The organism is Streptomyces sp. NPDC020875 (genome assembly GCF_040641415.1).
Classification (GTDB): domain Bacteria; phylum Actinomycetota; class Actinomycetes; order Streptomycetales; family Streptomycetaceae; genus Streptomyces.
Map to the genome: position 1 here is coordinate 58,292 of NZ_JBFADP010000033.1, position 15,501 is coordinate 73,792.

A 15,501-nucleotide genomic window follows, 5' to 3' on the forward strand; every position below is an offset into this window, starting at 1 on the left:
GACGGCCCGGCTCCGTTCCGGTGGATCCCCCGGCCGGGGGATCCACCGATACGTTTCCGACAGGGACCTACCCGCCGGGCGGCTCCGGCTACCCGCCGCCGCGGTTCTCGCCGGGCGCGCCGGTCCGGTGCCGGGCGTGGCCTCGCCGGGTCAGGACGCCTCGACGCGGGAACGGGGTGCGGGCTCGTACCAGCCCCGGTCGTACCCGTGGTCGTGGTCGTGACCATGGTGGTGGCCGTGTCCCTGGCCGGACCCGTGGCCCCGGCCGGACCCGTGACCGTGCTTCTGGCCGTGGCCATGACCGTGGCCGCCGCCCTGGGCGTGGCCGTGACCGTGGCTCTGGGCGTGGCCGTGGTCCCCGCCGGGACCGGCGGGCCGAACGGGTTCCGCGGGCCCGGCGCCCCGGACCAGATCGGTGTCGCTGGTCAGCCGGACGCCGTCGGCCCGCTGGTAGCGGTCGGAGCAGAAGGACCAGTCGAGGTTGCCGCGCATCCATGCCTCCATGCCGTCCGCGTACGACTCGACGGCGTGCCGCTCGCCGCGGGTGAGGCCGAGCCACTGGCCGGAGAGCACCCTCAGCTCCTCCCGGGCCTGCCGGAACTCGTCGACCCAGCGCCCCACCCGCTGGTAGACGGCGTCGATGGCCTCCTGGAGGCCGCAGCCGCGCTCCCGGGCGAGGACGAGGACCCCGTTGGTGGTCTCGCCCGCGACGAGTTCCTTGCGCAGGGACACGATGTCATTGACCCAGACGACCACGTCGGACGCCCGGTTGAACATGGTCTGGAACTGGTCCGACTCGTGCAGCAGTGGCGGGATCTCCCGGTCGGACGCCACCTCCAGCAGATCGAGGGACGGGGTGATCCCGCCGGAGGCGCGGCGGAGCTGGGTATAGCCGAGCAGCCCGGGGGTGTGGTGGTGGCGGCGGTTGAGGGACTCGTATTTGAAAGCGGCGAGGAAATGGGTCATATGGAGGGTGAAGCGCATTCGCCAGGCCGCGCTCCGGTCGCGGGCGAGGTCGTGCCAGACCCGGGCCAGTATCGCGTCGAGCCGGCTGGCTGTGGTCGCGGGCAGGGTGGCGTCGGGGGTCAGCAGTCGCAGGATGCGGAAGGCGGACGAGTCGTGGTCGATGGTCCCCTCGGGCTGTCGGTCATGACAGTCGTCGATGACGAACGCCCAGGTGAACCAGCCCGCGACGGCTTCGGCGCGATGCAGGCCCATGGCGGGGTAGGAGCGGGCGATCAGGGTACCGAGATGGCTGCGGGCGAGCCGGTCGCGGGCGGCCGGGCTGTCGAGCAGATCGTAGGAGTCGGCCCAGTTCATCACCGCGGTCTCCAGCTGGTCGTGCCAGGGGGAGACATGGGGTTCGAGGGTGAGCAGGGGGTGGCCGGGCGCGGGCCACAGTTCGAGCAGGGCGCCGGTGGCGGGGTCGGCGGCGCGGGTGGGGTCGTCCCCGGGGCCCGAGCGGGCGGCCGGGTCGGCGTCGGCCGTCATGCGTCGGGTGGTCACCGGGTCCGCCGGATGCGGAGCGGGCTGGTACGAGCCGGGCTGGTACGAGGCGGAGTGCCGTGGCCCGGAGTGCGCCCCGGCCTGCGACGGGCCCGGCTGCTGCGGCGCGGACTGCTGCGGGGCTGCCGGACACCCGCCCGGCTGGTACGCGGCCGGCTCGGGCCCGGCCGGCTGCTGCGGCGCGGACCGGGGGCGGGTGCCCCCGGTCGCGGTGAGTGAAGTGGTGGTCATGCGCGGGCCTCCGTCGTCATCGGCAGCGGACCGGTGGTCAGTTCGGCCTTGGCCACCGGCCGGATCCGGTGGCCGGGCAGGGGGCGCAGCCGCCAGGCGGCCGTGATCGAGGCGAGGGCGAGGGTGACCTCGTGGTTGGCGAGCACGTCGCCGAGGCACTTGCGGCTGCCGCCGCCGAAGGTGACATTGGCGTTCCGGGGCAGTCGGCAGGCGTTCTCGGGGAGCCAGCGGTCGGGGTCGAAGCGTTCGGGGTCGGCGAAGACCGCCGGGTCGCGGTGGAGGGCGTAGGGGCTGAAGAGGATGCTGGATCCGGCGGGTACGGGGTGTCCGGCGAGCCGGGTGTCGGTGACGGCCCGCCGGGTGATGAACCAGACCGGCGGGTAGAGCCGGAGGGCTTCGGCGACGACCCGCTGGGTGTACGGCAGGGCGGGGAGGTCTTCGAGCCGGGCGGGGCGTCCGGCGAGGACGAGGTCGACCTCGCGCAGCAGCCGGCTCTCCACGTCGGGGTTCTCGGCCAGCAGATGGAGCGCCCAGGTGAGGCCGGAGGCGGGGGTCTCGACTCCGGCCGCGAGTACGGTCATCAGTTCGTCGCGGATCTCGGCGTCGGTGAGGCCGAGGCCGGTGCGCTCGTCGCGGGCGTTCAGCAGGACGGTGAGGATGTCGTCGCGTTCGGTGGAGTCGGCGCGGTAGGCGGCGAGCATCCGGGCGATCACGTCGTCGAGCCGCCGCAGGGCCTGTCCGAAGCGGATGTTGGCGACCGTGGGCAGGGCGTGCAGCAACGGGAAGGGGATGATCATCCGCCGGTAGACGCCCTTCCAGACGATGGGGAAGGAGCGTTGCACCTCGGCGACGGCGTCGGCGGCGATATCGGCGGAGAACATCATCCGGGCGGTGACCCGGGTGGTGAGCCGGCTCATCTCGGTCCCGGCGTCGACCAGGCCGCCCGGCCGCCAGGTGCGGGCGAGCGCGGCGGCCTCGTCCTCCATCACCCTGCCGTAGCGGGTGAGCCGGTCGCGCTGGAAGGCGGGCTGGATGAAGCGGCGCTGCCGCCGGTGGGAGGCGGCGGGGCAGGTGCCGACGCCGTCGCCGAGGAGCAGCTTCATCGTGTCGATGAACTCGCCGCCCTTGTCGAACGTCCTGGGGTTGTGCAGTACTTCCTGGACCACGTCGTGGGTGCAGGCGAGATAGGCCGTGGCGGGGCCGATGCGCAGCTGGACCAGATCGCCCTCGTGACGCAGTCCTGGCAGGAAGTCGAGGGGCTGGCGGAAGAGCTGGAGGGCGTTGCCCAGGACGGGCAGACCCCCCGGGGCGCGGCCGAGGCGGTAGGAACGCTCGGGCGCGATCATTGTCGTGCTCACGTGAAGAACCCTTACTGCGGGGACGGCAGGACATACCTGTCGCCTGGTCGTGATCAAAGCCGGATTCGTCGCGCGTACCTACGCCCTCGCACCGGAGCGGGTTCGCCGCCCACTGGCCCGCCGCTGATCCGGACTCCGTCGTCCGGACCGCCTTTCAACCTGACGCAGTGACGGCAGGGACGAGCGGGCGTACGGGCGAGATACGCAAAGTACGCATACGGATTGAATCACCGAGTCCATCCGAAGTGCCATGTGCCACTCCGACTCGCCGGAGTGATATGAGGGACCACTCGAAAGCATTTCCGTACCGGAATGGCTGTTTCCGGTAGGAGTCGGGCCGGACGGCCGCCGAGGGTTGTGGGCGACGGCCGTCCGGCTCTCAGCTCACCGCCGGGCGTGGGCAGTTGCGCCCGGGGAGCCGCCGCCCCGGGAATCCGGCGACGGCAGGGTGGCCGTCACCGTGAGTCCGCCTCCGGCCCTGGGTTCGGCGCTGACGTCGCCGTGGTGCGTCCGGGCCACCGCCCGCACGATGGAGAGCCCGAGACCACTGCCGCGCGCCGAGCCCACCCGGTCGGTGAGCCGCCGGAACGGCTCGAAGAGCACCGGGATCTCATGGGCGTCGATCGACGCGCCGGTGTTGGTGACGGAGATGAACGCACCGAGCGGTCCGGTGCCCGTACTGATCCGGAGCAGCCCATCCGCCACGTTGTACTTGACTGCGTTGTCGACCAGATTGCGGACCAGTTGTTCCAGCAGTACGGGATCGCCCAGGGCGGGCGCGGCCCGGAGCACGGCCTCCACCCGGAGCCGCCGGCGCTCCGCGTCGGCCGCCGTATGGGTGAGCACGGCCCCGGCGACCGCCGCGAGATCGACGGGATGCCGTTCGGCGGGCGCGCTCTCCGCCCGGGCCAGGGTGAGCAGCGAGTCGATCAGCCGCTCGTGGCGCTCGTTGACCGCGAGCAGGTTCTCGCCCAGCCTGCGGACCTCCTGCGGCGCGTCCCGGCGGGCCACGGCGACCTCCACCAGGGTCCGGCCCACCGCCAGCGGGGTCTTCAGCTCATGGGCGGCGTTGGCGATGAACCGGTCCTGGCCCGCGAACGCCTGGTCCAGCCGGTCCAGCATGCTGTCGAAGGAGTCCGCGAGCCGTTTCACCTCGCCCGGCGGTCCGTCGAGGTCGATCCGCTGATGCAGCGTACGGCCCGCGATCCGTTCGGCGGTGGAGGTGATCCGGTTCAGCGGGCGCAGCAGCCGCCCGGCGACCAGCCAGCCCGCGGTGGTCGCGACCACCCCGACACCGAGCACCGTGAGTCCGCCCTTGGCCATCAGATTGGTGCGCATGGTGGCGAGGACGTGCTCCCGGGACGCCGGATCGATCCGTACCTCCGGCGTGCCCGCCGCGTCGCCCCGGGCCGGCGGTCCGGTGGACGGCCGGTTCTCCGGGGTCGTCGTCGGGCCGGGGGCCGCGACGTCGGGCCAGGGCGAGTCCGGGTCGGGGAAGAAGACCCGGCCGCCGCTGGGGCCTTCCGTCTGCTCCGGCGACGGGTTCGCCGACGGCGGGGCCGAGCGGACCGTGTCGAACGGCAGGGAGAGGGTGTACCGCATGCTGTTCCCGACGAGGATCAGCGCCCCGCCGAAGATCGCCGCCCCCGCCACGAAGAACAGCAGACCGAAGACGACCGTGAGACGGACCCGCAGGCCGCCGCCGAGCGCGCGCCGGATCATCGGATCCGGTAACCGACGCCGGTCAGCGTCTCGATCACCGGTTCCCCGCCGAGTTTCCGGCGCAGGGACCGCATGGTGACCCGTACCACCGTGGTGAACGGGTCCACGTTCTGGTCCCAGGCCCGTTCCAGCAGCGACTCCGCCGAGACCGGCGCGCCGTCCGCGCGCAACAGCTCCTCCAGTACCGCGAACTCCTTCCGGGACAGGGCGATGTACCGGCCGTCCCGGGTCGTCTGCCGGAGATGCGGATCCAGCCGGATGCCCGCCCGCTCCAGGACCGGTGGCACGGCGGGCCGCGAGCGGCGGCCGAGCGCCCGGATCCGGGCGACGAGTTCGGCGAAGGCGAACGGCTTCGTCAGATAGTCGTCGGCGCCCAGACCGAGCCCGGCGACCCGCTCGGCGACAGTCGTGGAGACGGTGAGCATCAGGACCCGTACCTCCGCGCCCGCGGCGACCGTACGGCGCAGCACCTCGTCACCGTGGACCAGCGGCAGATCCCGGTCGAGGACCATCACGTCGTACGCGTACACCGCCAGGTTCTCCAGCGCCGCCTCGCCGTCGTGGACCACGTCCACCGCGAGCCCCTCGTCGCGCAGCCCCTCGGCCATCGCCTCCGCGAGCATCTCCTCGTCCTCGACCACCAGCACCCGCATACGCTTCCACCGCTCCTCGCCACGTTCGAACTGGCTCAAGTATCCGCGTCCGATGTGAAGACAATGTGAGCGGATATGCTCACCGTGATCGCACGCGTCTTCGGGTCAACTGAGAGTGGGCCGCGTCCGTCGCAGGACACCGCCCGCCCGGACCCGGACACGGTCGTACGCACCGTCCCTCCCGTCCCGGCCGCGGGACCACCCCCGTCCCCCGGACCGGCACGCCCCGGGCGGGCCCGCGCACGGACGCGACCCGGCTCCGAACGTCCCCGACGAAGGCTGAACTCCCATGGCTGACCGGCTCCCCACCGCACCCCGCCCGAGGAGCCGACGGTCCCGCCGCACGGCACCCCCGGCCGGTGCGCAAAGACCCGGATCCCGCCGGGCCGGGCGCCGCCGCCGCTCCCCCGCCGCCACCGCCGTACGCGTCCTGCTGCTGCTCCTCTGTACGGCCGCCGCCGGATGGGCCGGACTGCAACTGGTCCCCAGCGGCGGAACGGAGACCTCGGCGAAACGGTCCCCGTCACCACAGGACGGGACGACGCCCGGCCCCGGCACGTCCGCCGCCCCGCCGAAGCGCGCGGCACCCGCCTCCGAACCCCCGTCCCGGGGCAAGGACCGGCCGCCCGCCCGCCCCCGCTACCAGGAGAACGGCCCCGGTACATACACCTGGGCCCGGGGCTCCGGCGAGCGCGCCGGAACCAAGGGACGGCTCATCCGCTACGGCGTCAAGGTGGAAGACGGCACCGGCCTCGACGCCGACGAAACGGCCGCCGAGATCCACGGCATCCTGGCCGACCCCCGGGGCTGGACCCGGCAGGGCGCCGCGTCCTTCCAGCGGGTCGACTCACCGCCGTACGACATGCTCGTCCACGTCGTCTCCCCCGGCACCACCGACGAACTCTGCGGCGCCTGGGGCCTCGACACCGGCGGCCAGGTCAACTGCGCCAACGCGCCGCACCTGGTGGTGAACGTCCGCCGCTGGATCGAACTCAGCGACCAGTACCCCGACCGCCCCGAGGACTACCACGCCCTGATCATCAACCACGAGGCCGGCCACGTCCTGGGCCACGGCCACCGCACCTGCCCCGGCCCGGGCCGCCCGGCCCCGGCGATGATGCAACAGATCAAGGGGTTGAAGGGCTGTGTGGCCAACCCCTGGGTGTACGACGCCGAGGGCGAGTTGATCGACGGACCACGGGTGCCGTGACCCCGGGTACGCGAGCCGTATTTACGGCAGCTTCCACCGGCCTTCCTGATCGCTGTAGCCGCCGCCCATGAGAACGGTGGCGATCTTCGACGTCTCGGGAGCTTCGAAGACGAGCCAGCCGAGGGTCTTCTCGCCGGGACCAAGGGTGGTGCCGAAGGCCATCCGGGGCCCGGCTTTGACTTCGCCGACGACGCTGTCGAACCGCCGGCCGTCCGAGTCGGCGATCTCCATGCCGATGATGGCGGCACCGTCGTAGAGAGCGGGGCCGGTGTTGACGATCTCGAATTCGTAGGCGATCCAGCGCTTGCCGGAGCCCGGGCCGGAGAAAGAAGTCTTCGGCACGGCGGGGTCGGAGACCTTTTTCAGGGTGGCGGCGATCTGTTCGCCGTCGTTGTAGCCCTTGAGGGTGACGGTGTCGCCGATACCCGCGGCCTTCGGGGCCAGCGGGGGCGTGCTGGGGGCCGGGGTTTCGACGGTGGTCTTGATCGCCGGCTTGGCGGTGGCTTCGGGGTCGTCGCCGGAGCAGGCGGTGAGGCCGAGGCCGAGTGCGACGACGAGGATCGTGTGAGTGGTGGTGCGGCGCATGGTCCCCCCTGGAACGTTGCTGCGGTGAGAGCAGTTCATCGTCGCGTCGCAAGTGATCAGCGGGGGCGATGTGTCTGGACTGTTATCCGCGCATGCCCGGCACGCGGCGTTCCGGGTCCCTACACCCGGTTGCGCAGGGACCTGTCCGGCGCGTTCTTGTAGGCGGCTTCCAGTTCCGCCACGGTCAGGACATCCTCGGGGGCCGGGTGGTAGACGCGGAGCGGCTTCCCGAGGGCGGAGATGGTCATCGTGTACGGATTCTTGCCACCGATCACCTGGATCCTCCGGAGTGTCGGCTCGGGACCGGTGGTCACGGTGAACTCGATCGTCGTGTCCTTCTCGGAAGAGGAAAGCACCAGGAGCTGTTGGCCGTCCTCGGTGATCGTCCTCTGGGTGTCGGACTCGGATTCGGAGTCGCCGGTCGGCCTCTTGGCCACGAACTCGCGCATTTCGGTTCGGATGTCGCACGCGCGGGTCATCGTCCGTACGTACTTCGTCGGGCGGTCGGGGCTCTCCACCCAGCGGTCCGCGAAGAGTCCGACATCGAACTCCCGCTGCTCGGGGCTGATTCCCTCGACGCTCCTGACCCGCGCCTCGTTCATCTTCATGTAGTGCGCGCCGTCGCCGGTTCTCATGACGACGGTGGAGAGTCCGGGATCGACGTTGATCTCCAGCAGACATTCCTTGCCCCGGCCCGTCCGGACCACGAGGCGCCCCTGCTGCTTTCGCGGGGGCAGGAGCCAGTCCAAGGTCACCGAGGGGGCGTCGAGGAACGCCCGAATCGCTGATTCCGCGGCCCTGATCGACGCCTTGTCGGCGAGCTGCGGAGTGGCCTTCTCCTTCGGCTTCGCGGTGTTCTCGGGCCGTGCCGTCGCGGTGGTCTCCGCGCCGCCGCCCTGGTCGACGGGCATGCCTCCGTTCCCACAGGCCGCCGTCCCGAGGGCGAGCAGGGCGAGGGCGACGGCGAGTCCACGAGGCGCGGTGCGGGATCTGACGGGCATGGCGGTACGGCTCCGGGCGGTTCAAAGGCGGTACGGGGGGCGAGTGGCCGGTCAACAGGGCCCGTCGTGGGGTCCGGGCGGAGTGCGGCTGGTGGCGATCTTCGCACTTCGACGGGCTTCATGCCCACCTCAAGGGATGATCGGGGTCCGTGCCGAGCCCTGGAGGGGATCTTCATATGGCCTGGTCCGAGCGGATCGTGGACCGTGACGGCGTACGGCTCGTCTGCCGGGACGGCGGCGGGACGGGGAGACCGGTGATCCTGTTGCACGGGCTCGCGGGGCAGAGCCGTGAGTGGGACGCCACCGCCCGGCTGTTGCGGGCCCGCCATCGGGTCGTCGCGGTCGATCAGCGGGGGCACGGCGCGAGTGAGCGGCGGCCCGAGGACGTGTCCCGGGCGGCGTACGTCGCCGATGTCGTCGCCGTCGCCGGGCGGCTGGGGCTTGAGGACGCCGTGGTGATCGGGCAGTCCCTGGGCGGGCACACCGCGATGCTGACCGCCGCCGCGCGTCCCGGGCTGGTCGGGGCGCTCGTGCTGGTCGAGGCCGGGCCCGGGTCCGGGGATCCCGAGGTGCCGGACGAGGTCGGCGGGTGGCTGGACTCGTGGCCGGTGCCGTTCACCTCGCGGGAGGCCGCCGTCGGTTTCCTCGGGGGCGGTGCCGTGGGCGAGGGATGGGCGGGCGGACTGGAGGAGCGCGACGGCGGCTGGTGGCCCCGGTTCGACCGGGATGTGATGGTCCGCTCGCTCGCGGAGGGCGCCCGGCGGACGTTCTGGGAGGAGTGGGAGCGCGTCTCCTGCCCCACCCTGCTGGTGCTGGGGCAGTCCGGGTTCGTACCGCCGGCCGAGGTCGACGGGATGCTGCGGCGACGGCCCGGCACGGTGGCCGTGAGTGTGCCCGGGACCGGGCACGATCTGCATCTGGAGCGGCCGGACGCGCTGTTCGCGGTGGTGGCGGGGTTCCTGGACCGGCTCGGCTGACCCGCGGACGCCGACAGGGCCCCGGGCCGTCAGCGCCGCGCGTACGACCGGACGACCTCCGCCCACGCCCGGGCCGTTCGCGGCCAGACCTCGCGCAGTTCGGGCTCGGCCGCGCGGACCGAGGCGACGGCCGCCGCCGGGTCGGCTCCGGCTCTGGCGGCGGCCGGGCCGTCCGAGCGGGCCCAGTCGGCGACGGCGGCGCCGAGTACCTCGGGATGGAACTGGACTCCCCAGGCCCTCGGTCCGACCCGGAACGCCTGGTGGACGCAGTCGGCGCCGGTGAGCAGCGGTACGGCGCCGGGCGGGAGTTCGGCGATCTCGTCCCAGTGCCACTGGGCGGCGGGCGCGCCGTCGGGTACGGAGCCGAAGACCGGGTCCCCGTCGGCGGCGGGCAGTCGGCGCAGCGGTACGGCACCGATCTCGGGGCCCCGCGGGCGGACCCGGACCGAGCCGCCGAGCGCGAGGGCCGTCAACTGGCCGCCGAGGCAGATCCCGAGGAGCGGGACCCCGGTGCCGACCGCCTCCCGGACGAGCGCGCGGACGGCGGGCAGCCAGGGCGCGGTCTCGTCGTCCCCGGCGCCGGGCGCGCCGCCGAGGACGAGCAGGCCCGCGTATCCGGTGAGGGTCGCGGGGAGGGCTTCCCCGCGCCAGGGGTGGACGAGATGCGGTACGAGGCCCGCCGCGTCCGTCTCCGCGCCGACCAGTCCGGGGCCGGTGCCGTCCTCGTGCTGGATCACCAGGATCCGGGGTGCGTCCGGGTGCGTGGTCACCGTGGTCCGCCTTTGCTCGTCCGTTGCTCGTCCGGGGGCCACCGGTCGGAACGGCCCCTGGGCCAAAACCTTTTGAGCGGTGAGAGTGGCCAATATGCTCGGCCAAAAGGTTTTGGCAGTCAAGGGATGGCCGAAGATTGGGTGCGCACCGCACCGCCGCGCCGTCCCGCGCACACCACCGAGGACGCCCCGGACCCTGAGGAGGGCATGAGCGATGGCCGGACCGGCCCGACCGCAGCACGCTCCCGAGACCACCCGGTCGATCGGGATCAAGGACGTCGCACGGGCCGCCGGGCTCTCCATCACCACCGTCTCGCACGCCCTCAACGGCAAGGGCAAGGTGAACGCCCGGACCCGGGAACGGATCCGGGAGATCGCCGACGACCTGGGGTACCGGCCCAACCCGGCGGCCCAGGTCCTGCTCAGCGGCCGGACCGGGGTCGTGGGTCTGGCCGCCGGACACCAGAGCGCCGAGGCGTGGGAGCGCACCTACCGGCCGTACTACGCCTCCCTCACCGCCGGGGCCACCGTCGAGGCGGTGGACCGCGATTACGCCCTGGTCGTCGTCCCGGCCAGACCGGGCAGCGATCTGTGGACCCGGATCCCGATGGACGGACTGATCGTGGTCGACCCGGTCGCGGGCGATCCGGTGATCGCGGAGGCGGTACGGCGCGGCCTGGCCCTGGTGACCGACGGCCGCCCGCTCGATCCGGAGCACGCCCGGATCCCCTATGTCAGCGGCGACATGTCGGCCGGGGTACCGCTGGCCCTGGACCATCTGCACGGCCGCGGGGTACGCAGGACCGGGCTGCTGACCGGCCCCGAGCTGGACTCGTACACCCTGGACAGCGAGCGGGCCTACGCCCGTTGGTGCGCGGACCGGGGCGTGGCCGGGCGGGTGGAGCGGATCGCTCCGGGCGAGTCCGCCCGGGACGCGGCCCGCAGACTGCTGGCGCCGTCCGGCGGGCGGCCGGACGGCGTCCACGCCCTCAACGAGACCTACGGCGAGGCGCTGCTGGCCGTCGCGGCCGAGTCGGGTCTCTCCGTCCCCGGCGACCTCCAGATCACGGCGGCGGGCGACCCCGGTACCGGCGCCCGGCCGCCGCTCACCCTGCTCGATCTCGCGCCGCGCCGGATCGGCGCGCTCTGCGCGGGGCTGCTGATCGATCTCCTCGACGGCCGCGCGCCGCGACCGGTCTCCGTTCCGTGCGCGCTGGTGCCGGGCGCCTCGACCCGCCGCTGAGCCCGAATGCGTGATGCCGGGGCCGGTCGTCCGCGATCAGGTCGCGGTCATCCCGCCTGCGGCCGGGGCGGTACGGTCCGCAGCCGGGCGGCCAGGGCGCGGTTGCGGGCCCGGGAGGCCAGCCGCTCCCGGGCCTAGGCGAGCACCCCGGCCACGGCTTCCGCTCCGGCGTCGAACGCCGCCGGGGAGAAGCGGTCGCTGATCCCGGCGTGCCGTTCCCATGCGTCCTGCCAGAACTCCACCGTCCAGCCCGGCCACAGCTCCGGTACCTCGTAAGCCCGCGGCGTGGAGAACAGGGACCACCAGCCCAGACGGCGGCGTTCCGGGTCGAGATGGATACCGGCGTTGACATGCAGTCGGCAGTGGCCGTGTCCGGGGGCGTCCGCCAGCCGGCCGAGCAGCGCGGCGCCCTCGACGACGGGGTGGTCGAAGCCGTCGGATGCGATATGGCAGCGGCCGGTGGCGACCGTGATCACCACACCGCCCGGGTCGGGCCCGGCCAGGTCCTCGTCACCGGGGGCGAGGAACGGGGCCGGAGTCAGAGCCGTATCGCGGCAGCGGACGTACTCCGGATCCAGTCCTGCGTACGCCCGCAGTTCGGCCGGGCCGTCGTACAGCCAGCGGACCTCCCAGCCCGGCCACGCGGCCCGGATCAGCCCGAACACCGCCGCGCGGTGGCGCAGCTCGGTGCCGGGTCCCTCCCAGGCGAAGAACAGCAGCACCTTCCGGCCGAGGTCGAGCAGGACCCCGCCCTGGGCCATGACGTCGTCCAGCCACCAGCCGTCCCGGCGGAGTCCGGGCAGCATCGCGAGCACCCGCGTCGGCCCTTCCAGCAGGTCGAGATCGATTCCGGCCGCCCAGCCGGTCCGGTACAGCTCGTGCGCGCCGTTCTCGCGGACCACGACGATGTTGGCTCTGTCTCCCATCACGTCAGGATGACCCGGTAGGAGGCTGTCGGTCATCTGTTTACGGCGGCACGGTCCAGAGCCGCCGGAACGTCCCGTACCGGGGCCGGTATCGCGGGCACACGCCAGGGGAATATTCCGGTTCGTCCGCCCGGGGGCCGTTCGAGGGATGGCTGTAGGCCACGTTCGCGTACATCTGCCGTAGGCCGTGCGGGAGATTTCGCCACCCGACGGCGTTTCCCTTGCGTCGGGACGCCGCCGCGGACTATGCCAGCCTCAGAAGAACGGGGGAGACACATGCCCAACGAGGAACGAGAACTGCCGCGATGCCCCGATGCCCGACACGGCATGTCGACCGGGGCGGGCGCCGGTATCCAGCGGCGGCTGGAGATGCTGGTACGGGACTTCCGCAGCAGCCGTCCGCCGATGCCCGTGGTCGTTCTCCATACCGAGATCGAGGACGCCCCGGACCGGCCCGCCACCGACCCGGACGGCCCGGACCCGGCTACGAATCCGGCACCGGTACCGACGCCCGGGGAACAAGTCGTCCGTCTGATCGAGGAGTTGTACACGGGCCATGACGCCCACGGCTCCCGCTGCGCCGTGGCCCCCGACGCGCGGCCGGAGCCGACCGAGGTCCGGCGGGCCGCCGGGCTGGTACGGGATCTCGGGGATCCCCGGCGGTGGGACGGGCGGCGGGCCTTCTACCGCCGCTATTCCTTCCCCCGGGTCCGGCTGGTCCGGGCCATCGAGGAGGCGGTCGGCGAACTCGATCCGGACTGGCCCCGGATGCCCGCGTCGACGGGGTTCACCTCCGGGCTGCCGGATCCCGCGCAGAGCCTGCTCGACCAGTTGGCCCGGCAGCGCTGGCGGCCCGGGGGCTCGTCCCGGTGGAGCGACCGGCTGCGGCTCTTCGATATGGCGCACATCCTGCCGGTGAGCCTGGTCGCGGTGGTCGGCGCGCTGATCGCCCGCGCCCCGTGGGGCGTCGCCGTCGGCTCCGGTGCCGGATTTCTGCTCTTCCTGGTGCTGCTCGACAACGTTCTCCCCGGCCGGGCGCCGCTGTTCCTGTGGTTGCGACGGGAGAGCCGCTGGTTCCTGACCACGACCTTCCTCCGTGCCGCCTCGCCCGGCCAGCCGACGGACTTCTCCCTGGTCCGGCCCCTGCACTCCTGGAACGCCATCGCGGCCCGGGCGCACGAGGTCGCGGAGGCGCTGAAGACGGGTGACGACTTCCAGCTCCAGTTGTACGTGCTGGCGCTCTGCGAGGATCTGCGGGACAACCACCGCCGCTGGAGCTGGGACCTGCGCGGCTTCAAACGCCCCCGCCCACCGGTGCTGTTCATCCCGAAGGCGACCGCCGAGAACGGCGGCATCGAACTCGTCAAAGCCGTCAGCGACGTCCGCAGCCGCCGCAGCGAACTCGACCCCCTCCTGATCGTCGCCGCCGTACAACCCACCGACGTGGCCCGGCTGCAGCGCAGCGTCGTCCAGGACGCCGACACCTCCGCCTGGACTTGGTACCAGGAATGGGGCCGCAACCTGAGGGCCGGACAGTCCCCCAGCCGCGCCCTCGCCGAACTCCCCTGGGTGATCAAAGTCCCCATCCGCCCCGACCGGCTCACCACCCGCGACGACGGACGCCGCGACTGCGTCCGCGCCACCGCCCGCCCCACCGCCGCCCGGATCCTCTGGTCCGTCCACGCCCTGATCGTGATCACGGCACTCCTCGCGGGCGCGGTCGCGTTCCGCGCCCACGAACTCGCGGACCGGCACTGTTCCAGTTCGCCGCTCTCCGCCAATCGCGACACCCGGCTGCTGAAGGCGGACAAGTCGGCCGATCCCGAGTGCGTCGGTATCGCCACCGGCGACGTCCGATTCTCCGACTGGCTGAAACCCGGTGACGATTCCGGCACGTCGGCCAAGGTCCCCTGGACGCTGGCGGAGCTGGAGAAGAAGATCGAGCGGGAGAACGCGGGGATCCTCCGCAGCAAGAAGGCCAAATACGTCACCGTCGTCTACGCGGGCCCCCTCGGTTCCGCCTCACCGGAGAACGCGTCGCCCGTCAAGGGCATCGAGGAACTGGCGGGCGTCCATCTCGCCCAGGCCGCGATCAACAAGGCCGGTTCCCCCCGGCTCCGCGTGCTGATCGCCAATGGCGGCGCGGATATGCGTCACCAGGTGGCCATGGCCGAGTCGATCGCCCGCTACGCCCGTCGTGATCCCACGCTCGTCGGGGTCGTCGGCGCCGGGCGCAATCTCACCACCAGCAAGGATGTCGCGACCGTTCTCGGTGACGCCGAATTGCCGGTGATCTCCGGTACCAATTCCTCGACCGAGCTGCCGATGAAGCACGCCAACTGGTTCAGTCTGGCCGCACCCGACGCCTGGCAGGCCGATCAGCTCGAACTGATCGCCCGTCAGCTACGGGTCCCGAAGGCCGAGCAGCACGCGCTCGTCCTGGCCCGTGACACCAAGAGGACCAAGGACGAGTACACCAACCAGCAGGCCCGCTTCGGGGCCGGGATGCTGAAGGACCTGAGGTACAAGGTGACCGGCCCGGTCCTGTACACCGTTCAGGACAACCGGGCCGAACTGCAGGGCCCGACCGAGGCGTTCTGCCGGGGGACCAGGGTCCCGTCGGTGATCTACTTCGCGGGGCGGGCCGAGGACATCAATCCACTGATGCAGCAGCTCGGCTCCGAACGGGGCTGCGACAACCGCAATATCTCCATCCTGACCGGCGACGATCTCTCCAAGGCCGACTTCACCCCGCAGGGCAACCAGCAGATGCCGGCCGATGTGACGCTCTACTACGCCGCCCTCGCCTACCCGGCGGACGAACAGTCCACCAACTTCTACCGGAACGCCGAGCAGTATCTCGCCCCCGCCGACCCCGCCGTCCCGCCGGGCTGGGCCAGGCCCCGGGCACCCCTGCTGGCGAGCGGCCAGACCGCCCTCTCGTACGACGCCACCCGCGCCTTGCACAAGGCCGCCAGCGTCGGGGGCGCGGTCCAGAACCGGGCCGCGACCTGGGTCAACCTGCGGACGGTCAACCTTCCCAACATGGCGACGGGCACCATCGACTTCACCGATGCCCAGCCCCGGGCGAACCGGAAGGGGCACAGCATCGTCCTGAACGAGGTCCGGATCGGCCGGGACGCCGAGCCCGTGCTCCGGCCGCTGTGCGGCCGGGCGGCCGGTGACGCCCGGCCGCTGACCGAGGCCGACTGCGCGATCGGGCGCGCGTCGCTGTCCGTACGGGAGGTCGGTGGCTGACGGACGCCCCTCGGCGGCCGGACGGAGCCTTCTCATCCGCGAACCGGGGGACCCCCGACGC

The 15,501-nt window shown here is 72.4% G+C and carries 12 protein-coding genes; 4 read left to right on the forward strand and 8 right to left on the reverse strand.

The genetic code is table 11. From position 1 onward, the window contains the following. Window positions 1-150 precede the first annotated feature (150 nt). The 4 genes from AB0G74_RS20230 to AB0G74_RS20245 form a co-directional block, all read right to left on the reverse strand. A complete protein-coding gene (locus AB0G74_RS20230; protein WP_361148088.1) occupies window positions 151-1,737 on the reverse strand; it encodes a hypothetical protein in 1,587 nt (528 codons plus the stop codon). After that, window positions 1,734-3,095, reverse strand: a complete 1,362-nt coding sequence (locus AB0G74_RS20235; RefSeq protein ID WP_361148090.1) for a cytochrome P450 — start codon at window positions 3,093-3,095, stop codon at window positions 1,734-1,736. The genes AB0G74_RS20230 and AB0G74_RS20235 overlap by 4 nt, the downstream gene beginning before the upstream one ends. Window positions 3,096-3,479: 384 nt before the next feature. Continuing rightward, window positions 3,480-4,817, reverse strand: a complete 1,338-nt coding sequence (locus tag AB0G74_RS20240; protein WP_361148092.1) for an ATP-binding protein — start codon at window positions 4,815-4,817, stop codon at window positions 3,480-3,482. Continuing rightward, on the reverse strand, window positions 4,814-5,470 hold the full coding sequence (locus AB0G74_RS20245; RefSeq protein WP_361148147.1) for a response regulator transcription factor: 657 nt from the start codon (window positions 5,468-5,470) through the stop codon (window positions 4,814-4,816). The genes AB0G74_RS20240 and AB0G74_RS20245 overlap by 4 nt, the downstream gene beginning before the upstream one ends. A gap of 289 nt (window positions 5,471-5,759) precedes the next feature. Here AB0G74_RS20245 and AB0G74_RS20250 point away from each other — a divergent pair, with 289 nt between their 5' ends. Continuing rightward, the gene (locus tag AB0G74_RS20250) at window positions 5,760-6,680 is read left to right on the forward strand and encodes a DUF3152 domain-containing protein (RefSeq protein ID WP_361148094.1); all 921 of its coding nucleotides are present in this window, start codon (window positions 5,760-5,762) and stop codon (window positions 6,678-6,680) included. A gap of 21 nt (window positions 6,681-6,701) precedes the next feature. Here AB0G74_RS20250 and AB0G74_RS20255 read toward each other — a convergent pair whose 3' ends face one another. Next, a complete protein-coding gene (locus tag AB0G74_RS20255) occupies window positions 6,702-7,265 on the reverse strand; it encodes a hypothetical protein (protein ID WP_361148096.1) in 564 nt (187 codons plus the stop codon). Between the two features lie 119 nt (window positions 7,266-7,384). Continuing rightward, complete coding sequence (locus AB0G74_RS20260) at window positions 7,385-8,266, reverse strand: hypothetical protein (RefSeq protein WP_361148098.1); 882 nt, start codon at window positions 8,264-8,266, stop codon at window positions 7,385-7,387. A 176-nt stretch (window positions 8,267-8,442) separates the two neighbouring features. Between AB0G74_RS20260 and AB0G74_RS20265 the strand changes: the two genes are divergently transcribed. Continuing rightward, the gene (locus tag AB0G74_RS20265) at window positions 8,443-9,243 is read left to right on the forward strand and encodes an alpha/beta hydrolase (protein WP_361148100.1); all 801 of its coding nucleotides are present in this window, start codon (window positions 8,443-8,445) and stop codon (window positions 9,241-9,243) included. Window positions 9,244-9,272: 29 nt separating this feature from the next. Here AB0G74_RS20265 and AB0G74_RS20270 read toward each other — a convergent pair whose 3' ends face one another. Further along, window positions 9,273-10,013: a type 1 glutamine amidotransferase gene (locus tag AB0G74_RS20270; RefSeq protein WP_361148102.1), complete on the reverse strand. Its 741-nt coding sequence runs from the start codon at window positions 10,011-10,013 to the stop codon at window positions 9,273-9,275. A 214-nt stretch (window positions 10,014-10,227) separates the two neighbouring features. Between AB0G74_RS20270 and AB0G74_RS20275 the strand changes: the two genes are divergently transcribed. Continuing rightward, the gene (locus tag AB0G74_RS20275) at window positions 10,228-11,256 is read left to right on the forward strand and encodes a LacI family DNA-binding transcriptional regulator (protein ID WP_361148104.1); all 1,029 of its coding nucleotides are present in this window, start codon (window positions 10,228-10,230) and stop codon (window positions 11,254-11,256) included. 134 nt (window positions 11,257-11,390) lie between these two features. On the opposite strand, the gene AB0G74_RS20280 is transcribed toward AB0G74_RS20275, so the two are convergent. After that, the gene (locus tag AB0G74_RS20280; RefSeq protein ID WP_361148106.1) at window positions 11,391-12,182 is read right to left on the reverse strand and encodes a hypothetical protein; all 792 of its coding nucleotides are present in this window, start codon (window positions 12,180-12,182) and stop codon (window positions 11,391-11,393) included. A gap of 276 nt (window positions 12,183-12,458) precedes the next feature. On the opposite strand from AB0G74_RS20280, the gene AB0G74_RS20285 reads away from it, so the two are divergent. Next, window positions 12,459-15,440: an ABC transporter substrate-binding protein gene (locus tag AB0G74_RS20285; RefSeq protein WP_361148108.1), complete on the forward strand. Its 2,982-nt coding sequence runs from the start codon at window positions 12,459-12,461 to the stop codon at window positions 15,438-15,440. Window positions 15,441-15,501 lie beyond the last annotated feature (61 nt).